19 protein-coding genes are annotated in these 21,164 nt (G+C 31.2%); all 19 read left to right on the plus strand.

The features are described 5' to 3' along the window. The first annotated feature begins 267 nt into the window (after positions 1-267). The 19 genes from L1S35_RS09345 to L1S35_RS09435 all read left to right on the plus strand — a co-directional run bounded on the left by L1S35_RS09345 (position 268) and on the right by L1S35_RS09435 (position 21,154). Positions 268-1,377 (plus strand): DegT/DnrJ/EryC1/StrS family aminotransferase, encoded by a 1,110-nt coding sequence (locus tag L1S35_RS09345; RefSeq protein ID WP_236399847.1) that lies wholly within the window; start codon positions 268-270, stop codon positions 1,375-1,377. Positions 1,378-1,503: 126 nt separating this feature from the next. Further along, positions 1,504-2,013: an ArsR family transcriptional regulator gene (locus L1S35_RS09350; RefSeq protein ID WP_236399849.1), complete on the plus strand. Its 510-nt coding sequence runs from the start codon at positions 1,504-1,506 to the stop codon at positions 2,011-2,013. A 117-nt stretch (positions 2,014-2,130) separates the two neighbouring features. Further along, positions 2,131-2,865 carry an acylneuraminate cytidylyltransferase family protein gene (locus L1S35_RS09355; protein ID WP_236399852.1) on the plus strand — a complete coding sequence of 245 codons (735 nt, stop codon included), beginning with the start codon at positions 2,131-2,133 and terminating at the stop codon, positions 2,863-2,865. Further along, positions 2,852-3,532, plus strand: coding sequence for an inositol monophosphatase family protein (locus tag L1S35_RS09360; protein ID WP_236399855.1), 681 nt, complete (start codon positions 2,852-2,854; stop codon positions 3,530-3,532). The genes L1S35_RS09355 and L1S35_RS09360 overlap by 14 nt, the downstream gene beginning before the upstream one ends. After that, positions 3,477-5,060, plus strand: coding sequence for an N-acetylneuraminate synthase family protein (locus L1S35_RS09365; RefSeq protein WP_236399858.1), 1,584 nt, complete (start codon positions 3,477-3,479; stop codon positions 5,058-5,060). The genes L1S35_RS09360 and L1S35_RS09365 overlap by 56 nt, the downstream gene beginning before the upstream one ends. A gap of 64 nt (positions 5,061-5,124) precedes the next feature. Beyond that, positions 5,125-6,909 (plus strand): ABC transporter ATP-binding protein, encoded by a 1,785-nt coding sequence (locus L1S35_RS09370; protein WP_236399861.1) that lies wholly within the window; start codon positions 5,125-5,127, stop codon positions 6,907-6,909. 125 nt (positions 6,910-7,034) lie between these two features. After that, positions 7,035-8,183: a hypothetical protein gene (locus L1S35_RS09375; RefSeq protein ID WP_236399864.1), complete on the plus strand. Its 1,149-nt coding sequence runs from the start codon at positions 7,035-7,037 to the stop codon at positions 8,181-8,183. A gap of 131 nt (positions 8,184-8,314) precedes the next feature. Continuing rightward, positions 8,315-8,986, plus strand: coding sequence for an acyltransferase (locus L1S35_RS09380; protein WP_236399867.1), 672 nt, complete (start codon positions 8,315-8,317; stop codon positions 8,984-8,986). A 62-nt stretch (positions 8,987-9,048) separates the two neighbouring features. Beyond that, entirely contained in the window at positions 9,049-9,912 is an 864-nt protein-coding gene (locus L1S35_RS09385) for a polysaccharide deacetylase family protein (RefSeq protein WP_236399871.1), read from the plus strand. A gap of 6 nt (positions 9,913-9,918) precedes the next feature. Next, positions 9,919-11,031, plus strand: coding sequence for a glycosyltransferase family 4 protein (locus L1S35_RS09390; protein ID WP_236399874.1), 1,113 nt, complete (start codon positions 9,919-9,921; stop codon positions 11,029-11,031). After that, positions 11,025-11,894 carry a GNAT family N-acetyltransferase gene (locus L1S35_RS09395; protein ID WP_236399877.1) on the plus strand — a complete coding sequence of 290 codons (870 nt, stop codon included), beginning with the start codon at positions 11,025-11,027 and terminating at the stop codon, positions 11,892-11,894. The genes L1S35_RS09390 and L1S35_RS09395 overlap by 7 nt, the downstream gene beginning before the upstream one ends. Positions 11,895-11,904: 10 nt before the next feature. Continuing rightward, positions 11,905-12,987 carry a glycosyltransferase gene (locus L1S35_RS09400; protein WP_236399879.1) on the plus strand — a complete coding sequence of 361 codons (1,083 nt, stop codon included), beginning with the start codon at positions 11,905-11,907 and terminating at the stop codon, positions 12,985-12,987. Positions 12,988-12,996: 9 nt separating this feature from the next. Beyond that, a complete protein-coding gene (locus tag L1S35_RS09405) occupies positions 12,997-14,442 on the plus strand; it encodes an MBOAT family O-acyltransferase (protein ID WP_236399882.1) in 1,446 nt (481 codons plus the stop codon). 3 nt (positions 14,443-14,445) lie between these two features. Further along, a complete protein-coding gene (locus L1S35_RS09410; protein ID WP_236399885.1) occupies positions 14,446-15,399 on the plus strand; it encodes a D-alanyl-lipoteichoic acid biosynthesis protein DltD in 954 nt (317 codons plus the stop codon). A gap of 116 nt (positions 15,400-15,515) precedes the next feature. Then, positions 15,516-16,967 (plus strand): MBOAT family O-acyltransferase, encoded by a 1,452-nt coding sequence (locus tag L1S35_RS09415; protein ID WP_236399887.1) that lies wholly within the window; start codon positions 15,516-15,518, stop codon positions 16,965-16,967. Positions 16,968-16,972: 5 nt separating this feature from the next. Further along, the gene (locus L1S35_RS09420) at positions 16,973-17,920 is read left to right on the plus strand and encodes an SGNH/GDSL hydrolase family protein (protein ID WP_236399889.1); all 948 of its coding nucleotides are present in this window, start codon (positions 16,973-16,975) and stop codon (positions 17,918-17,920) included. A 4-nt stretch (positions 17,921-17,924) separates the two neighbouring features. Further along, positions 17,925-19,040, plus strand: coding sequence for a glycosyltransferase (locus L1S35_RS09425; RefSeq protein WP_236399892.1), 1,116 nt, complete (start codon positions 17,925-17,927; stop codon positions 19,038-19,040). Beyond that, a complete protein-coding gene (locus tag L1S35_RS09430; protein ID WP_236399895.1) occupies positions 19,037-19,972 on the plus strand; it encodes a GNAT family N-acetyltransferase in 936 nt (311 codons plus the stop codon). The genes L1S35_RS09425 and L1S35_RS09430 overlap by 4 nt, the downstream gene beginning before the upstream one ends. Continuing rightward, on the plus strand, positions 19,973-21,154 hold the full coding sequence (locus tag L1S35_RS09435; protein WP_236399898.1) for a hypothetical protein: 1,182 nt from the start codon (positions 19,973-19,975) through the stop codon (positions 21,152-21,154). Positions 21,155-21,164 lie beyond the last annotated feature (10 nt).

Here is a 21,164-nt window from a genome sequence, read left to right on the forward strand (position 1 = left end):
ATTTGTCTGATATGGAAACAACAACTATCGGAGATCAATACCCAAGTGGTGTTTACAACGTAGTTGTATCACAGGATGATGAGTTACAAACTATGCGTGTTGTGAAGCGTTAACGGTTTTCCGTTTTAACGGGAATTATATATAATAAAAGCCCTCAAGTTATTGAGGGCTTTTTTTTGTTTTAAATCAGTTTGTTTGTGGTAATTTTAATTTAAAATTTGTTACTTTATAGCATCGAATTGACATTATAAGTAATTAACATATTAGATGAATAAAATTCCTTTTTTAGATTTACAACCAACACATAGTGTCATTAAAGATGAAATGATTCAAGCATTCAATTCGATTTATGATAGCAACTGGTTTATTCTAGGTCAAAGGGTTGTTGATTTCGAAAAAGAGTATGCTAGTTTCAATCAAACGAAATATGCTATTGGTGTGAGTAATGGGTTGGATGCGCTGTTTTTAGCCATGAAAGCATTAGGAATAGGTTCAGGAGATGAAGTCATAGTTCCTTCAAATACTTATATTGCCACAGTATTAGCCGTATCCTATGTTGGCGCAACTCCTATTTTTGTTGAACCAGATTCATTAACTTATAATATTAACCCCAAATTAATTGAAAAAGCAATTACAACTAGAACGAAAGCTATCATACCAGTGCATTTGTATGGACAAGCATGCGAGATGGATGCTATTAATGACATAGCAAAAAAATTTAAGCTTAAAGTTATTGAAGATAATGCGCAATCACATGGAGCAACTTTTAAAGGAAAATTAACAGGTAATTGGGGTCATGTTAATGCTACAAGTTTTTATCCGGGTAAAAATCTAGGTGCTTTAGGCGATGCTGGAGCAATTACCACTAATGATGAAAAAATAGCAAAAAGAATTCAGATATTACGAAATTATGGAAGTAAAGAAAAATACTATAATGAAGTAATTGGACATAATATGAGATTAGATGAGTTACAAGCTGCTTTCTTATCGGTCAAACTCAAATATTTGAATGATTGGACAGTTCAAAGACAAACTATAGCACAATGGTATAATGAAGTATTACAGTCAGTACCCGATGTAGTTTTGCCACACACTCATTCAGATGCTACTCATACTTATCATGTTTATGTAATCAGAACAAAAAAACGTGATGAACTCCAGAAAGCCCTCACCAAGCATGAAATAGGAACACTAATACATTATCCAATACCACCTCATTTGCAAACAGCTTATAGAAATTTGGGATATAAAAAGGGGGATTTTCCTATTGCCGAAGAATTCGCTAAAACCTCTTTAAGCTTGCCGATATGGCCAGGTATGTCAAAAGAAAATTGCGTCCAGATAGGTAATGTGATTAAGTCTTTTTTTAAACATTAGTTCATTGTATATGCCCTTTATTTTGATTTATTAAAACTTATCAATAAACTTGTCGTGTCTATATTTTCCTTTATAATTTGGTATTTAAAAATATATGAGTACTTTTGTTACTCATAATAAAGTGCTATGTTAAATACTTTAGTAACCTCTAAAACAAGAGTGCGTTTACTGGTAAAGTTTTTTATTAATGCTGCCAATAATGGTCATTTACGCGGTTTGGCTGATGAGTTTAATGAATCAACTAATTCCATCAGGAAAGAATTAAATAATCTTTCTGAAGCGGGTTATTTGAATAGGGTCACAGTTCAAAACAAAATTAATTATGAAGCTAATACAAAGCATCCATTATTTGGAACGCTGCAAAATTTAGTTTTTCATTATTTGGGTTTACCCACCATTATTGAAATGATACTAGAAAGAATGGGTATTGTTGAGCAAATTTATATTGTTGGTGATTACGCTAGAGGTATAGACAGTGGTACTATAGAGGTTGTGATAGTTGGACAACAATTGAATAAAGAGTATTTAGATCAGCTTGAAGGTAAGATAGAAAAAGTGATAGAAAGAAAAGTTCAGTTTTATTTCAAGCAAAAAGATGAAGATTTATCGGGTTTAATAATTTATGAAAATAGTTAAGCAATTTTAAAAATTCACTACTCAAAAAATTAATGTTATTTTTTAAAAATAGAACTAATAAATATAAATTGAACCAAAATAGAATTATAAACTAATTTCGAATATAATAGTATTTATATGAAATCGAATAAAACTGTTGCTCTCATAATAGGCAGAGGTAATAATACATTAAAAGATAAAAATATCTTACCGGTTCTGGGTCGTCCCTTGCTTCAATGGGGTGGTTTAGCTGCTAAAAAATCAAAACATATAGATGAATTTTATTTGAGTAGTGATGATGATAAAATATTAGAAGCAGGTGCTGCTATAGGTTATAAGAAAATAAAGCGTCCGGATTATTTAGCATTGCCAACATCTCAGAGTTCAGATGCTGTAAAGCATGCCCTTTCTATAATTGAAAAGGAGCTAGGTAATATTGATGTGATTGTAGTTATTCATGCTAATGTTGGTACAATATCTACTGAAATGATTGATGAGTGTTTAGCATTGTTAAATGAAAAGAAAGCTTCATCAGTAATTCCATCACATTATAAATATGAATATCATCCAAGAAGAGCAAAAAAAATAACAGAGAACGGAACTTTAGAAAATTTTTTAGGCCAAAAAGGAGAATATGTTTCGGCAAATAGACAGGATTTAGAGCCATGTGTCTTTTTTGATCACTCTTTCTGGGTACTAGATGTTGCTAAAGGAGTAAAATCAGAATCAGGACAATATCCATGGCCTGTTATGGGAAATCAAATTTATCCTTATATTACAGAAGGATGTTTTGACGTTCACGATATAGATGATTTAAAGAAAACAGAAGAATGGATAATAAACAATAACAAAAATTATCATGAATATTTGTGAATCAATAGCTTCTGTTATCAAGAGCAATCTTAAAGAAATCTTATCTTTAAGAAATCAAAAAGAATTAAAATCGGATAATAGTTATGTTTCAAAAGGCGATTTGCTTTGTGAATCACTAATAAAGGAGTATATTAAGAAAAATTGCCCTGAGTATGCCTTAATATCAGAAGAAAGCCCGGAGGACAATATGAAATCATATACTTCTGATAAAATAATAATATTGGATCCAATTGATGGGACGGAGAATTTCGTGTCAGGACTAAAAGAGTGGGGAGTTGCAGTATGTATTTATGAATATGGAAAACATAAACAGTCTATGTTAGCTTTACCTGAATTAGATTTATACCTATTAAGTGGAGACGATATTCCTAAATATAAATCAAGAATTGCAGGAATTTCGTCCAGTTTGACCAAGCAGGATATTTTAAATCTTAAGGATGGATTTGAGTATAGAATAATAGGTTGTGCAGTTTACAATATGTATAGTGTAGTGACTGGTTCTTTTTATAGTTTTCAAAATCCTAAGGGTGCCAAAGTTTGGGATATCATTCCGGGCTTGAATTTAGCTTTGGAACACAATTTAAAAGTAATAGTAAATAATAAACCTTATCATGGAGAATTGCTTAGACCAGATCAAAAATATATTTTCAGCATCGAGCAAAACTAAGATTGCAGTAATTGGTAAAGGAAGTTCAGTTACAGAAGTAAAACTCGATTCACTTTCGAAAGATTATTTTATCATTAATTTAAATGATGCTGATGTTTTTACCAAAGCCGATATGGCTATTTTTTACAGAACGGATTTATTTGATTCTATCAAAAAGCATGGCTTTATCAGTGACTATTATATTGCTCCTGATTTTTTCAAAATCCCCGATAATAAACATATAGAAGTAGATTATCACTCCTTCAATCAAAATGATTTTGAGCATATATATTCCTATTTTACAGATGAAAATTTCTATATTTTAGATTTTACATTACTAACGGCAATCAAATTGGTTATTTTATTTCAGGAAACAAAAAAGACCAAAGTCATTGCTGATTTTATAGGATTTGATTTTTATTTAAACAGCGTATCGGAAGAAGATTTCCAAGGTTTGGAATACCGGAATGCTTATTTGAAGACTCAGGAATCTTTTTTTGAACAAATATTAAAAATGATTCAGCTGAAATTTCCGGAAGTTTATATTCAGCATGTTGGAAATAAAAAATACAGTGCCATAAGTTTAGAACAATTTAACGAGCAACTGGAAGAACATTCTCAGGGAGCCATATCTATAACAGATTTGCCTACCAATACAGAATTGTATACTAAATTATTGCAAAGAACAATAGATTCTAACAGCACTATTATAGTTGCTGAATTTACCAACAACCATATTGGTGATAAAAAGCGTTTGTTGAAAATGATAGAATTGGCATCGGAAAGTGGTGCCGATATGGTTAAGGTTCAAAAAAGAGATGTTGATAGTTTTTATACAGCAGAAGAACTGAATTCTCCATACCAGTCTCCATTCGGAAATACACTCGGTGATTACAGACGAGGAGTAGAATTAACAGACGATTTAATGGAATTGATTGACATAGAGTGCAGAAAGAAAAATATTCCCTGGTTTGCCTCTATTTTAGATTGGAATTCCTATCAATACATCAATCAGTTTGATTGCCCATTGATTAAGTTACCCTCGACGATATCTAATCACAGAAATTATTTGAAAAAAGTGGCAGGTGATTTTAAAGGAGATTTAGTAATCTCTACCGGTTTTACAGATAAAGAATATGAACATTTTGTGCTGAATGATTTAAATAACGCCGACAAAAATTTGTTCTTATTGCAATGTACCTCTTCTTATCCTACGCCACCGGAAGGATGTCAGGTTAGTGTTGTAAGACATTATGACCGATTAAGAAATGACCACCCTAATATTATTCCGGGATATTCAAGTCACGATATAGGTAGTTTAGGCTCTATGCTTTCAGTTGCTGCCGGTGCTAAAATGATTGAAAAGCATGTGAAATTAGGAGATTTAGATTGGGTACATTTTGATAGTGTAGCTATAGATTTAAATGAAAATAAGTTCAAGCAATTTGTGCATGATATCAGAAAAGCAGAACTAATGGCCGGAAGCATAGAAAAAAGCATTCACCATTTTGAGCACCATAAATATAGAGTTAATGATAAGATTAATTAAAAGCTTAAATCAAATAATTTAATTGCATCCAATAGGTTGATTTAATAAAACATATAAAAGAATAATGCTAAAAAAAATTTCAGATAAATTCCAGTATTTCTTGTTTTTCTACAATGTACTTCGTTACAGAATGCTGGTATCTATCTTTTTAGGAATCATTGTTGGTATTCTGGACGGATTGGGTCTGGCAATGTTTATACCTTTAATCCAAACTGCTGCCAATGTAGGGGATAATCAAACAGTTACAAATAAGGGAGAAGGCTTATTAGTCATTTTTGACTATTTAGATATCCCGATTACCTTAGCTACAGTCTTATTGGGGATGTTATTTTTCTTCACTTTTAAAGCAGTCTTTGCATTTGCGGAATATAATCTTCGGGTTAATAATCAGCAATATTTCATGAAAAAGATTAGAAATGATAATGCAGAATTACTATCAAATTTAAGTTATTTAGTATTTGTGAAGGAAGATATAGGCAGAATACAAAATATTTTCACTACAGAGGTTGAAAGAATTAATCAGGCAAGTAGGTTTTATTTTTTGGCCATGCAGGCTTCAGTATTAGTTTTTGTTTATTTATCATTGGCTTATGTTACCAATCCTAAGTTTGCTATATTTTTATCTATAGGAGGAGTTATAATAAATTTTTTCTTCAAAAAGATATACAGTAAGACTAAAGATTATTCTAAATTGGTATCCAGTCAAAATTCTGTTTTTCAAGGTTCTGTAATTCAATTAGTGCACTATTTTAAATACTTAAAGGCAAGTGGACTTATAACTAAATTTACCAATCGATTAAAAGAAGACGTTGAAAAAATTGAAAAGACAAATAAAAAAATGGGTTTGCTTATGTCAATTACGCAATCTTTACGTGAGCCATTGGTTATTTTTGTTTTAGTTGTTGTGATTTATATACAGTTAACTGTTTTTAAAGAATCATTAGGTATAATAATATTGAGCTTAATGTTTTTTTACAGGGCTTTATCTTCATTAATGGCTATGCAGAATAATACAAATATCTTCATCAGTGTTTCAGGATCGCTAATAAATAATAAAGAATTTGCTGCACACTTAAGTCAAAAAGTGGATGATTATGTTGGTTCTAAAGACTTTAAATTTGAAAACCGGCTCGAATTGAAAAACATTTCTTTAACAATAGACCAGAAAAAAATATTGGATGGAATTACTCTTTCAATTCAAAAAAATGAAACAATAGCTTTAGTGGGTGAGAGCGGTTCCGGAAAAACTACGTTGATTAACATCATATCGGGTATTATAAAACCTACTGAAGGCACTATCCATATAGATGATTCCAATTTCAATAACATAGAAATGATTAAATGGCAGAAAAGCTTAGGGTATATTACTCAGGAACCGGTTATTTTCACAGATACAATTTTTAATAACATAACTTTTTTCTCCGAGCCCAATGAAGAAAACAAAAAACGTTTTAATGATGTTCTAAAAATGGCCTCTCTTACAACATTTATTGATTCATTACCGGAGAAAGAAAATACACTTATGGGGAATAATGGCATAAATTTGAGTGGAGGACAAAAACAAAGAATTTCCATTGCCAGAGAATTATATAAAGAAGCAGCCTTGATATTAATGGACGAAGCGACTTCGGCACTTGACTCAGAAACAGAAAAACAAATACAAGAAAGCACAGAAATGCTTCAAGGTAATTCAACACTGATTATAATAGCGCACAGACTTTCCACAATTAAACATGCTGACAGAATAGTTGTATTGGATGGAGGTAAGATTTTAGCTATTGGTAGTTTCAATGAATTATTAGAGACGTCAGAAAAGTTCAATAAAATGGTCCAGTTACAAGAGTTTTAATGTTATTTTGTTAGTAAAGTCATTAGAATTTATTATTGTATATACTGTTTTTCATAGAAATTAATTGTTTTTGCACCAACTGTCAATTTTTAAAAAAATGAGAGCTTAATATTAAAAATTCCTATATGAACGAAGATGATAAGTTAATTGAAAAAATAATAAATAATTACGGGAAAGGCTATAAAGAACTGGATAGACGAAAATTATTAATTTCGATTAAATGCATTATTAAATATTTTTTTTCATTTGTTTTTGGTAGTAAGGAAGTAAAAATTCAGCAAAGAAATTTTAAACTTCATTTACCCAAAGAGTTAGACAGTGAATTTAAAAATTTATTTTCCATATCTTCTAATCCTTCAATAAAGAAAGAGCATACCGTTTCCTTTTTTAAAATATATTACTACCTGTGTCTTTCCTGTATTTTCAGAAAAAATAGTTTAGGAGTCTTTTTTTTCAAATTAGCTTATAAAAAACTAAACTATAAATTATCCGGAGACGCAATTCAGGTAGTAAATGCAGGCCCCTCTTTTTTTACACATTTGTTTTCCTATTACTGTTATAAAAATGATGGTTCAAATTTTTATTTTATTCAACACGCAGTATATCAGTTGGATTACGAGCCTTATGTTTTTGAACAAAAATTTGATAAGGGATTGACCTTATTGCTTTGGTCAGAAATGTTGTTGCAAAATCTTGCTAAAATTTGTAAATGCAAAATGTTAGTGGTTCCAACTTATAAGTTTACAAAGATTTCAGAATTTAATGAAATGGATACCGCAAAAACGAGTAAAAAAGTTATTGTTTTCATAGGAGAATCAATCAACAAATTAAATAAAGACTACGATAAACTTTATTTGCAGGAAATGTTGAAAGTAAGGGATTGTTTTAAGATGCAATTTGACAATTGTGAATTTTATTTTAAACCACATCCAAGAATGTTGAATAAAAAACAGTTTTGTGATGCATTAAGCAACGAATATAATATTAAAATCATAAATAGTTTAAATAATAGTAAAGTTGATTTTGCGGTAGCCCATATTTCTACTTTCCTGCTGGAAACACTTTCAAAAGGGATTAGATGTTTTCAAATGAACATCAAAGTTGATAATATGAAAACAACCGACTATACGCTCTTGTCATCAGTTATTTCAACTGATTTGTTAATGAGTAATAAATTTAATGTTAGTACTGATTTTCCGAAAAATTATATAGATAAAGACTATTTGTACATTAAAGAACAGTATTTAAGGGATTATAAAAATGTATTACTTTAGTCAAGTTAAAAATGAAATGAAGCAAAAGCAAACCGTTCAATATTTAAAGGGAAAGATGTTGTCGAGGTATTATAAGCTGTTAAATGTGTTTAAAATAAAAAGATAAATCCGATTTATAATTCAAATGTTTTATGTTTAAATTTTTTAAAAAACTCAATGGACTCAAAAATCGTGTGATTCGTAAAATCAAATCTTATTCAGCGACCATGAATGTTGATGAAGGAAAAGGTAAGTTTATCTTTTCCGATCCTGAATTAAAAGTCAAAATCATCAAAAGAGAAGGTGCCCGATTAATATTAAAAGGGAATGTGAACCTTACTTCTCATCCTTGCACCAATGATAAAATCATTTTGATTAAATTGGGTAAAAACAGTATTTTAAGTATTGAAGGAGATCTTGAACTTGGTAATGGAGTACGTATTAGTTTGAGTAAAGGTGCTGAATTAAGTCTTGGAGGAAAGTCAATAGAATCGACTTCAAAGATTACAGGGGATACTTTTATAATGGTAAATAAAAAGTTAGAAATTGGTAAAGATTTTCTTTGTGCATGGGGCGTTTTTATCACAGATTCTGATTGGCATCAAATAAACAATCAACCACACCAAAGTGATGTATATATTGGGGATCACGTTTGGATTGCCAATAATTCTTCGGTTTTAAAAGGAACTACCATTGAGGGAAATTGTGTTGTGGCCAGCAATTCAAAATTAATAAATACTACTTATCCATCCAATTCATTGATTGCCGGGTCACCTGCTAAAGTGGTTAAGTCGGATATAACCTGGCGCAAAGACATTGTATAATTATATCATTCATACAGCTAGTAATATTACTGTGACTTAAGCAAACTAAGTCAAATTCATTTATGAAAAATTTATTCTATAAAATGCTTTCATTGTTAAACCCTATTTGGATTATTTTTAATAATTCAGGGATGAGAGTTTTAGCATATCATGATGTTCCGGCTCCCGATTTGTTTGAAACACAGTTACAGCATTTAAAAAAGAAATACAACATCATTACTTATAATCAATTGTATGACTTTTTTTTTAAAGGCATAAGTTTGCCCAAAAAGGCTTTGCTGATTACCTTTGACGATGGCGATATTTCTTTTTATGAGAATGGTTTCCCCTTATTAAAAAAATACAATGTCCCTGCCATGTTGTTTGTTATTACTGAATTGATAGATTCTGAAAAACCCTTTTGGTGGAACGAGATAGAATACTATTTAGGTAAAGAAAAAGGAAATGCAAAAGTCTGGGAATTAAAAGATGTTAGTGAGCAGGAACGTCTCTTTTTTTTGAATGAAATGAGAGCTAGTAAAGCAAAAGAAGTTTTTACCCAAAGACAATTAAAATTAGCAGCATTAAAAGAAATGCAGCAAAACGGAATAATAATTTCCAATCATTCCCATTCGCATCCGATGTTTAATCAATGTGACACAAATGAATTGACAAATGAAATGCTGCTTTCAGTCAAATTTTTAAAAGAAAATCAATTCGACACTTCTGCTTTTGCCTACCCGAATGGAAATTATTCAGATTTAGCTGAAGAAGTTTTAAACGAAAACGAGGTTAAAATAGCTTTTTTGTTTGACCATAAAGTTAATGATGAAAAAATAAACCCACTCAGAATTTCAAGACTTAGGGTTAATACCAATTCAGCATTGGATGAGTTTAAGTCTAAAGTATCAGGATTGCACTCTTTTATTTATCATCTAAAAAAATAACCTAATATGAAACTCTTAATCATTATTGATAGTTTAGGTTCAGGTGGAGCGGAGACTTCAACAGAGGTAATCTGTGATTTTTTAACCGAAAAAAAGGAAGCTTTTGAAATCGTATGTCTTGATAAAAAGAAAGTAGGCGTGCAGGACAGAGTGTTGGAAAAAGGCTATCCGGTTCATTTTATTAAAAAAGGAAACTTCCTTAAAGAAGTAATTCAGATTAGTAGGATAATAAAGCAGGGGAATTATGATGTGGTACATAGCATATTATTTCGATCTAACCTCAGAACCCGTTTGGCTAAGCTTTTAGTAAAATTCAAACACATTGAAAGCTTGGTTAATACCACTTATTCAGAAGAACGCTTTAATGATCCAAAAGTTGGCAAACTATCTCTTAAACTTTATTTTTGGTTAGATAAATTGACCTCCCGCTTGTTTGTAGACCACTTTCACAGTATAACCGAAACAGTGAAAAATCATTATATTCAAAAATTGGGGATCAATAAAAATAAGATCACCGTTGTTTTCAGAGGAAGAAAACCATTATTTGAGTCAAAAGATTTTAAAGAATACACACAAGAACGTCCTTTGAAATTACTAAATGTCGGACGGCATGAATTTCAAAAAGGACAAATTTATCTTTTGGAAGCTGTCAAAGTGGTAAAAGAAAGAGGGCACAAAGTGCAACTTACTGTTTTAGGAAGAGACGGAGGAGAAACCCAACGGATGAAAGATTTTATAAAAAATTCCCATCTTGAAAATGAAGTGTTATTATTAGGATATACGTCAAACGTTCCAAAATATTTATCAGAAGCGGATATTTTTGTTTTTCCATCATTATACGAGGGATTGGGAGGCGCATTAATTGAAGCACAATCTGCTGCTTTACCAATTATATGTAATGACATTCCGGTTTTCAGAGAAGTAGTAAATACTGATAAAAACGCAAAATTGATCAATACCCATGATACCGGCAAAGTAGTTGAAGCTATCGAGTTTTTTATTTTTAAACCGGAAAATATAGAAAAGTTCGGAAAGAATAGTCTTCAGAACTACAATGAAAAATATCGTCTTGATGATAACAATGAAAAAATGTATCAATTATATCAATCTCTATGTTAACTTATAAACCGATAAATTTTCAAGAGCATATAGATGATATTCTTGAATTGATAACCGAGCATTTGGATACCAAATTCAGTCAATCGTTTTTCAGATGGAAACATATGGATAACCCTTTTGGAGTTTCGTTTGCCATGGGTGCCTGGGATTCAAAAAAATTGGTTGGTTTGCGTTTATTTATGAGATGGGAATTTATTGGTCCGAATGATAAAATTGTAAAAGCCATCAGGCCTGTTGATACAGTAACCCACAAAGATTACAGAGGGAAAGGTATTTTTAAAACGCTTACTTTACAAGGTCTGGAGTCAGAACATAATAACTACGATATCATCTTTAATACCCCAAACCAAAACAGTTTGCCGGGTTATCTAAAAATGGGTTGGCAAAAAAATGACCTTCCCGATACTTTTTTGTACGGAGTAATAAATCCGTTTGTTAAAAATAATCATAAGGTTGTTTTTACTTTCAATATAGATAACTTACCAAAATCTGATGCCCGGGTCTGGCAAACATTTAAAAATGAATCCTTTTTAAAATGGCGTTATCAGGATGAATCGTTTCGTTTTGCTACTTTACCAGAAGCCGGACTTGTAGTTTATAAAGTAATAAAAGTCAAAGGATTCAAAATGATAATAATTTATGAAATCATCGGGCAGAACAATGTTGTTTCGGGTATAATAGCTTCCATATCATTAAAGGAAAAGACATTCTTATGCTATGGCTATTTTGGAACAGCTACCGCTGAATTACCTTTTTTAATTCGTTTCAAAAGGAATAATCCGGTAGTAGTTTGGCGCGATGATAAATTTGATATACACGAAAACATGACTTTTTCATTAGGTGATCTAGAAGGCAAACTCTGATACGAAGCTTATGACCATTTTTCAATTCATACAAAAACCACAATTACGGGGAGCAGAAATGTTCGCCTGTCAATTGTCTGATCATCTGGAAAAATTGGGACACAAAGTCATATTGATTGCCTTATTTCCGGGTAATGAAACGCTTCCTTTTAAAGGTGAAATAGTGCTGCTAAACAGACCTATATCTAAACGTTGGACGGATTATGATGGATGGAAAGAAATAGCTGAATTAATCAAACAACATCAACCGGATATTATACAGTGTAATGCCGGAGATACATTAAAATATGCAGTTTTATCTAAATTACTATTTAAATGGAATCAGCCAATTATTGCCCGAAATGCCAGCATGGTAAGTCTGTATATTAAAAATCCAATAATAAAATGGATTAATAAACAACTTTATAAAAGAGTAACTAGCATTATTTCAGTTTCTGAACATTCTAAAAAAGACCTCAATACTCTTTTTCCGGAAACTACATCTAAATCAATAGTTATTCCTGTCGGTATTGAAAATATTGCTTTTCAGGAAGTAGCATGGAAAGGCGGAGAAAATGCCCGTTTTCATATTATACATGTTGGCGGTTTTACTTTTGAGAAAAACCATGAAGGACTGTTGCGAATTTTTAAGCAGTTTTTGGAAAAGCAACCAGAGTCACATCTACATTTGCTAGGTGATGGTCCAAAACGTATAGAAATAGAATTGCTTTCCAAGACTTTAGGTATTGCTGAAAAAGTAAGCTTTTATGGTTTTGTGTCTAATCCAACGGATTATATTCATAAAGCTAATGCCTTGGTTTTACCAAGTATCATTGAAGGTTTGCCAGGTGTTTTATTAGAAGCAATGTATGTCAAAACAATTACCATAGCTTATGATGTTGGTGGAATTTCAGAAATTATTTCAAACAATACTACCGGTTTTTTAGTTCCCAAAAATGATGAGGAAGCTTTTGTAGCTAGTATGTTAAAAGCTGTAGAAAGCGATAATAAAAATCTGATAACCAATGCAAATCAGCAAGTTTTGCAAAAGTTTAGTAATGACTACCTTGCCAAAGCATTTGAAAAAGTATATTTTAGCCAAAAATCAACCTAATCCATTTGTATGCTTTTTAACTCTATCAATTTTTTTATTTTCCTGCCAATTGTATTCCTATTATATTGGTTTGTTACGAATAAAAAATTAGTCTTTCAAAATGGATTGTTATTAGTCTCGAGCTTCTTTTTTTATGCATGTTGGGATTGGCGATTCCTCTTTTTGCTTATGTTTTCAATCCTTTTGGATTACATAACAGGAATTAAAATGGGTGAAGCTAAAAACAAACCAGAAAAAAAGTTTTGGTTTTGGCTGAGTATAATAGTCAATGTAGGGTTTTTAGGTGTTTTCAAATATTATAATTTTTTTGCCGAATCTCTTGCCGAATCATTGTCTGCAATTGGTCTTCAAACTAATTTCTGGACATTAAAAGTAATCTTACCGGTCGGGATTTCTTTTTATACCTTCCACGGATTATCTTATGTAATCGATATTTATTATGACAAGATTAAACCCGAAAAGAATTTTATTGATTATGCTGTTTTTGTTAGTTTTTTTCCACTATTAGTGGCAGGACCAATCGAAAGAGCAACACACTTGCTTCCTCAAATAAAGAAGGAACGTAAGTTTGATTATGATCAAGCCGTGAATGGACTTCGACAAATCTTATGGGGATTATTTAAGAAAGTAGTAATTGCTGATAATTGTGCTCATTTTGCTAACATATTTTTTGAAAATCCTGCTCAATATTCAGGAAGTTCTTTGGTGCTGGGTGCGCTATTTTTTACATTTCAGATTTATGGTGATTTTTCAGGTTACTCAGACATTGCGTTAGGAACTGCAAGATTATTTGGAATAGACTTATTACGAAATTTCGCCTTCCCTTATTTCTCCAGAGATATAGCTGAATTTTGGCGACGTTGGCATATCTCTTTATCTTCGTGGTTTAAGGATTATTTATACATACCATTAGGTGGGAGTAAAGGTGGTACTTGGATGAGAGTAAGAAATACATTCATCATCTTTTTGGTCAGTGGCTTTTGGCATGGCGCCAATTGGACTTTTATTGTTTGGGGTTTACTTAACGCTCTCTACATTATGCCTTCTATTATTTTTAATACCCACAGAAATAATATGGAGATAGTTGCGAAAGGACGTGTTTTCCCATCTGTGAAAGAATTCTTATCAATATTATTTACTTTTGGATTAACGGTTTTTGCCTGGATATTTTTTAGGGCGGAAAGCATTTCCGCCGCTTTAGACTACATCAAACGTATTTTTTCAAAAACATTATTTACTTTACCCAATATAAAAGTATTGGCTGATTTTGAAATCATAGTTTGTTTATTAATCTTTTTTATTTCAATAGAATGGTTAGGTAGAGAAAACAGATATGCTATCGAAAAAATATTTTCAAAGTCAAAATGGATTAGATATAGTTTTTATTATATTATCATTTTGGCAATAATTATATTAACTGGTAAAAGTCAGGAATTTATCTATTTTCAATTTTAGATTATGAAAAAGTTTTTAATTAAGTTATTTATTTTCCTTTCACCATTTATTCTGGTTTCAATATTTTTTGAGATTTATTTGAGAACGGTCAATACCCATTATAAAGAAAAAATAAATGGTCTTTATAAGAACAAAGATAAAGTTGAAGTATTGATTTTGGGGAATTCTCATGCCAATTATGGTATTAATCCAGCATATATAAGTATGGAATCCTATAATATGGCGATGGTAAATCAACCATTGTTACATGATTATTTAATTTTAGAGAAAGTTATAAATAGTTTACCAAATTTAAAAAAAGCCATTATCAGTATAGATTACCATACACTTTATTTCTCAGATGATGGAATAAGAAATAATTGGGTTTATTACGATTATGGTATAGATACAAATATTGAATATGCAACTAAATTATCCAGATTCTGGTTAGGATATACACCTAAAGTTGCTTTTTCAATGCTAAAATATGATATCAAAAGAAGTATCTATAATTTAAAAAATGAAAAGCCTACTTTAAATTTTAAAGCTGAAAATGGGGTTTCTTTTACAGATACTATTCATAATGGTTGGCTCGGTTACACAGGTACAAATCCCAAAAAATTTAACGATAATGTTGTAAAAAGTAGAGCGGATGTTTTTAATCAAAATATAACCCGAAAAGACGAGAGAGTTAAAAATTTAAAGGTTTTCAAATCTATGTTGGAATTGTTAAAGAAAAAAAATATAAAAACTTATGTCATAACTATGCCATGTCATCCTAAATTTCGAGCAATGATAGATGAGAATGTTAGACAAAAGGATATTTTCGAAATTGAAAAAATTATAAAAGATTACAATGCTGTTTATATTGATTTTTTTGACAATATCAATCAGCAAAAACTCTATTATGATTGTGATCATTTAAATAAACAAGGAGCTGTGATTTTTTCAAATTTGTTAAATATCTCTATTCAATAAATAAAGAAAGCTTAAAACAAAAACTATTTAAGTTAGGATTATTCTAAGATATAATATTAGTACTTAATATCTCTAATTTAGATTCACAAAAATTTAAAATTAAACCTTTATAAAAAATGCTTTTTAATTCTATCAATTTTTTTATTTTCCTACCAATTGTATTTCTCTTATATTGGTTTGTTACGAATAAAAAATTAGTCTTTCAAAATGGATTGTTATTAGTCTCGAGCTTCTTTTTTTATGCATGTTGGGATTGGCGATTTCTCTTTTTACTTATGTTTTCAATCCTTTTGGATTACATAACAGGAATTAAAATGGGAGATGCTAAAAGCAAACCAGAAAAAAAGTTTTGGTTTTGGCTGAGTATAATAGTCAATGTAGGGTTTTTAGGTGTTTTCAAATATTATAATTTTTTTGCCGAATCTCTTGCCGAATCATTGTCTGCAATTGGTCTTCAAACTAATTTCTGGACATTAAAAGTAATCTTACCGGTCGGGATTTCTTTTTATACCTTCCACGGATTATCTTATGTAATCGATATTTATTATGATAGGATTAAACCCGAAAAGAATTTTATTGATTATGCTGTTTTTGTTAGTTTTTTTCCACTATTAGTGGCAGGACCAATCGAAAGAGCAACACACTTGCTTCCTCAAATAAAGAAAGAACGTAAGTTTGATTATAACCAAGCCGTAGTAGGCCTTCGTCAGATTTTATGGGGATTGTTTAAAAAAGTGGTAATAGCCGATAGTTGTGCCCATTTTGCCAATATGTTTTTTGATGATCCAACGCAGTATTCCGGAAGCGCATTAGTATTAGGAGCATTATTTTTTACATTTCAGATTTATGGTGATTTTTCAGGTTACTCAGACATTGCGTTAGGAACTGCAAAATTATTTGGAATAGACTTATTACGAAATTTCGCCTTCCCTTATTTCTCCAGAGATATAGCTGAATTTTGGCGACGTTGGCATATCTCTTTATCTTCATGGTTTAAAGATTATTTATACATTCCTTTGGGTGGAAGTAAAGGAGGCCTTTGGATGAAAGTAAGGAACACGTTTATTATTTTCCTTGTAAGTGGTTTTTGGCATGGAGCCAATTGGACATTTATTGTATGGGGATTGCTAAATGCAATTTATATAATGCCTTCAATAATATTTAATACCAATAGGAATAACATAGAAATTGTTGCCAAGGGAAAACTATTCCCAACTTTTAGTGAACTTTTTTCTATTGTAATTACTTTTGGATTAACAGTGATTGCCTGGATATTTTTCAGAGCTAAATCTGTTTCAGATGCCTTGCTATATTTAAAGGGAATATTTTCTACTTCACTATTTAAAGTGCCTGTTTTTATAGGAAGAACTGATGCAATTGTAACGATAATATTGGTTTTGTTCTTCTTGGTTATGGAATGGAGATGGAGAGAACAACAATTTGCATTAGAAACTATAGGAATCAATTGGAAAAGACCTTTAAGATGGGCGTTTTATTCAGGTTTAATTTGTTTAATCCTGATGTATATGCATACTGAAGAAACGCCATTTATTTATTTTCAATTTTAAATGCTATGAAAAACAGAATTATTTTTTTTCTCGGCTCTTTGATGAAGTTCATTGCATTTACAGCTTTCGTATATGTTGTTTTTATTATTGGCTTTGGACTCTTTATGCCAAAGGTTCTCAGCAAAAATTTATCCTATAAAAGAGGTTCTAACGGTCATTTATTTTCCAGAGTTAATGAAATTAATGAATATAAAAATGTTGATGTCCTTTTTCTCGGATCTTCACATGCTTACAGAGGTTTTGATCCAAGAATATTTCAAAAGCATGGATTAAAAACCTTTAATTTGGGCTCAAGTGCGCAGACTCCTATACAAACAGAACTTTTATTAAACAGATATTTAGACAAACTTAAACCCAAATTGGTAGTTTACGAAGTATACCCAGGTACCTTTGCTTTGGATGGTGTCGAATCTGCGCTAGATATTATTTCAAATGATGAAAATGACAGCGAAACTATAAAAATGGCTCTGGAATTAAATAACATCAAGGTATATAACACCATGATTTATGGGTTTTTTAGGGATATTTTTCATCTAAATAAAAATTACAAGGAAAAAATTGTTAAGAAGTATGATACCTATGTTAAAGGAGGATTTGTAGAACGAAATAGTCTTTATTTTAAAGGATTTAAAAGCCTAAAGAATAAAAGTGATTGGGAATTTAAAGTAGAGCAATTTGATGCCTTTAAAAGGAATTTAGACAAGTTAAAAGCTATGAATATTTCTTATGTCTTGGTTCAGGCCCCTATTACGAGCCAACTTTATAAATCACATACAAATAATGAGTATTTCGATAACAAAATGAAGACTTATGGTAAGTATTACAACTTTAACGGTAAATTAAACTTAGTGGATAGTTTACATTTTTATGATGAACACCATTTGAATCAAAAAGGAGTTGAACTATTCGATGATTTTTTATTAAAAGAATTACCTGTTTTAAATAAAAAATAACGTTTTGAAAAAAATTAAAGTACTGCATATTATTAAGTCATTAGGTCGTGGTGGTGCTGAAATGTTATTACCTGAGACATTGAAGCGTCATGACCAATCACAATTTGAATTCCATTATATTTATTTTTTGCCATGGAAAAATCAGATGGTAGAAGCTATTGAAAATGCAGGAGGGAAGGTAACTCGATTCTCTGCAAATAATAATATCCAGTTGTTTTTGCAATACCCCAAAATTATAAAGTATTGTAAAGAAAATAACATCCAAATAATACACGCTCATTTACCGTGGGCAGGATTCGTGAGCCGCCTTGTACACAAAATAACTAAAATTCCAACGCTATATACCGAGCATAATATGCAGGAACGCTATCACTTTGTAACTCGGTATATTAATAAATTGACTTTTAATTCCCAATCTTTAGGTATTGGTGTTTCCGAAGACGTTACTCAGTCAATTTTGAAAAACATAGAGCCTAGAATTCCTTGTGTGACTATTTTAAATGGTGTAAATACGGATAGTTTTCAAAGAAGAAATGAAACAGAAAGAATAACAATCAGGCAAGAATTCAACATTCCTGCTGATGCTATAGTCGTAGGAACGGTTGCCGTTTTCAGATTTCAAAAGAGATTAGACAAATGGCTTGAAATTATGGCAGCCGCAATCGAAAAAGACTCAAACATTTACGGAATTATTATAGGTGCAGGAACTTTGGAACCGGAGATATTTGCCAAACATGAAGCACTGCAATTGAAAGGAAAAGTGTTTTTCGCCGGATTGCAGACTAATGTAAAACCTTATTTTGAAGCGATGGACATCTTTATGATGAGCTCCTCTTTTGAAGGATTGCCAATCGCTTTATTAGAAGCCATGAGTATGGAATGTTCCATTGTTACAACTGATGCTGGCGGTATAAAAGAGGTAATAAGAAACGGGCAAGATGGTATTACGGTTTCAGTAGAAGAATATGAGAAGTTATCATCGGCATTACTTGAATTGAGTTCCAATAAAGATAAACTGGCTTTTTTCCAATCACAGGCAAGAAAAAGAGTAACAGAATGTTTTAGTATTGGAGTGATGATTAATCAATTAGAATCATATTACAAAAAATTTAGTGAATGATAATCAGGGAAGCAACTTCAGATGATAAACCGGCAATTGTCGAACTCTTAAAATCCAGTTTGGGTGAAGGATTTGTAAAGAAATCAGAGACAGTTTGGGATTTTAAGCACCACCAAAATCCCTTTGGTACTTCCGAAGTATTATTGGCTTTTGAAAATGAACAGCTGATTGGTGTAAGGGCTTTTATGCAATGGCGCTGGCAACTCAAAGATACAACCTGGATTGCTTACCGTGCCGTAGATACAGCAACCCATCCGGAGCACCAAGGTAAAGGAATATTCAAAAAATTAACTTTAGAAGCATTAGAAATTGTAAAGTTGAAATCAGAAACATTTATTTTTAATACGCCAAATGATAAAAGCCGACCGGGTTATTTGAAAATGGGATGGCAAGTTGTTGACGCTATACCCATTGCGCTTGTTCCAACGGTATTGTATTCATTAACTGCTTTTTTTTCAAAAAAAGCTGCCAATCAGAATCAAATTCATACAGATAGATTAGATGAAATTTGTGTTATCCATAATCACAATATGTCTAAAAAAAGTGTCATCTTTACACCTAAATCAGCCGCTTATTTGCGATGGCGTTTTGAACAGAACCCGCTACAGCATTATTTTGTTATTTCGACAAAAGATTGGTATGTAGCGCTATACGTAAAAAAACATAAGTTTTATAAGGAATTGAGAGTTGCTGAAATTATTAGTCCAAATACAAATGTGGATGCTATCAGAAAAGTAATAGTTCAGCAAGCCATGAAAAACAGATGTTTTCTGATAACAGTTGCCGATAAAAATATTTTTAGATTAAGAATATTTGGAAAATTTGGACCCAAATTAACCTTTAAGCCAATTACAGAAGATACCGAGTTTATTAATAAAGCTCTTTCCATTAATAGTTGGGGTTATAGTTTAGGAGATTTAGAATTATTTTAGATGATAGATTTTGTATTAGTTTTTTTTATATTGCTTTTTGCCAATAATTTTCTGTTGGGTAATTTATCGAAAAAACATCTTTTTTTTGATAAATCTTTAATGCGAAAATTATATTGGTATCACCTCGCTTTTTTTGGCATTTACTACGTTTATGCACTTTTTAATCCTTCAGATTCGAAATTATATTTTAAAGTTGCATCCGAGTCTCAGGACTTGTGGCCACTTCTTTTTGTTCCGGGTACAAAGTTTATTAGTTTTTTTGCAGTTCCGTTTACATCTCTTGGGATTTCTTATATGAGTGTAATGCTTATTTGTGCCTGGATGGGATATGTTGGGTTTGTTTATGCTTATCTCTTTTTTAAAGAAAATATTACCATCAACGTTAAGGTATTCAAGCGTTTTGATTTATTAACACTCTTACTTTTTTTACCTAACATGCATTTTTGGACTGTATCTTTAGGTAAAGGTTCTATAATTTTTATGGGATTAATGGTTTTTGTGTATGCTGTCCGATTTCCGCAAAAAAGAATTATAGCGCTATTAATAGGTAGTTTTTTTGTGTATATGGTTCGCCCACATATCATGTTCTTTGTGTTAGTTGGGGTTATGGTTGGTCTTATTACAGGTAGACAAAAATTGAGTGCCGGAGTAAAAATTCTTGTTATAGCAGCTTCAATTGGTTTTTTAATTGCAGCTAGCAATTCAATTTTAGCAGTAGCTGATTTACAGAATTCAGAGAATATAGTAGATGATTTTGAACAGTTTTCCGTACAAAGAGCGGAAGGACTATACGAGAAAGCTGGCTCTGGTGTTGACATGTCTAATTACCCTTTGCCCTTTAAGTTTTTTACCTTTTGGTTCCGTCCTTTGTTTGTTGATTCTCCGAGTGTTCTAGGTATTTTCAGTTCTCTGGAGAATTTAATTTATCTTTTTCTTTTTGCTAAAATTTTGAATAGACGTTTTTTAATGTTTATTCGCAGGGCACCTTCAATGGTAAAGATGGCAGCAATCACTTTTTTAACCACTTCTTTCGCTATGACCTTTGTCATGTCTAATTTAGGTATCATCATGCGTCAAAAGGCGATGGTAATGTATTTTGGTTTTTTTGTTATTTATTATTTTTTAGCCAATGAAAAATGGTTGCAGATGCAAAAGAAGAATGCACAAACGGTTGTCAGTTAACTTATAAGTT

The organism is Flavobacterium anseongense, assembly GCF_021608185.1.
GTDB lineage: Bacteria > Bacteroidota > Bacteroidia > Flavobacteriales > Flavobacteriaceae > Flavobacterium > Flavobacterium anseongense.

Bases quoted from the DNA above. Each gene is read 5' to 3' on its own strand.
- L1S35_RS09345 (WP_236399847.1), top strand. From the start codon at position 268: ATGAATAAAATTCCTTTTTTAGATTTACAACCAACACATAGTGTCATT.
- L1S35_RS09350 (WP_236399849.1), top strand. From the start codon at position 1,504: ATGTTAAATACTTTAGTAACCTCTAAAACAAGAGTGCGTTTACTGGTA.
- L1S35_RS09355 (WP_236399852.1), top strand. From the start codon at position 2,131: ATGAAATCGAATAAAACTGTTGCTCTCATAATAGGCAGAGGTAATAAT.
- L1S35_RS09360 (WP_236399855.1), top strand. From the start codon at position 2,852: ATGAATATTTGTGAATCAATAGCTTCTGTTATCAAGAGCAATCTTAAA.
- L1S35_RS09365 (WP_236399858.1), top strand. From the start codon at position 3,477: ATGGAGAATTGCTTAGACCAGATCAAAAATATATTTTCAGCATCGAGC.
- L1S35_RS09370 (WP_236399861.1), top strand. From the start codon at position 5,125: ATGCTAAAAAAAATTTCAGATAAATTCCAGTATTTCTTGTTTTTCTAC.
- L1S35_RS09375 (WP_236399864.1), top strand. From the start codon at position 7,035: ATGAACGAAGATGATAAGTTAATTGAAAAAATAATAAATAATTACGGG.
- L1S35_RS09380 (WP_236399867.1), top strand. From the start codon at position 8,315: ATGTTTAAATTTTTTAAAAAACTCAATGGACTCAAAAATCGTGTGATT.
- L1S35_RS09385 (WP_236399871.1), top strand. From the start codon at position 9,049: ATGAAAAATTTATTCTATAAAATGCTTTCATTGTTAAACCCTATTTGG.
- L1S35_RS09390 (WP_236399874.1), top strand. From the start codon at position 9,919: ATGAAACTCTTAATCATTATTGATAGTTTAGGTTCAGGTGGAGCGGAG.
- L1S35_RS09395 (WP_236399877.1), top strand. From the start codon at position 11,025: ATGTTAACTTATAAACCGATAAATTTTCAAGAGCATATAGATGATATT.
- L1S35_RS09400 (WP_236399879.1), top strand. From the start codon at position 11,905: ATGACCATTTTTCAATTCATACAAAAACCACAATTACGGGGAGCAGAA.
- L1S35_RS09405 (WP_236399882.1), top strand. From the start codon at position 12,997: ATGCTTTTTAACTCTATCAATTTTTTTATTTTCCTGCCAATTGTATTC.
- L1S35_RS09410 (WP_236399885.1), top strand. From the start codon at position 14,446: ATGAAAAAGTTTTTAATTAAGTTATTTATTTTCCTTTCACCATTTATT.
- L1S35_RS09415 (WP_236399887.1), top strand. From the start codon at position 15,516: ATGCTTTTTAATTCTATCAATTTTTTTATTTTCCTACCAATTGTATTT.
- L1S35_RS09420 (WP_236399889.1), top strand. From the start codon at position 16,973: ATGAAAAACAGAATTATTTTTTTTCTCGGCTCTTTGATGAAGTTCATT.
- L1S35_RS09430 (WP_236399895.1), top strand. From the start codon at position 19,037: ATGATAATCAGGGAAGCAACTTCAGATGATAAACCGGCAATTGTCGAA.
- L1S35_RS09435 (WP_236399898.1), top strand. From the start codon at position 19,973: ATGATAGATTTTGTATTAGTTTTTTTTATATTGCTTTTTGCCAATAAT.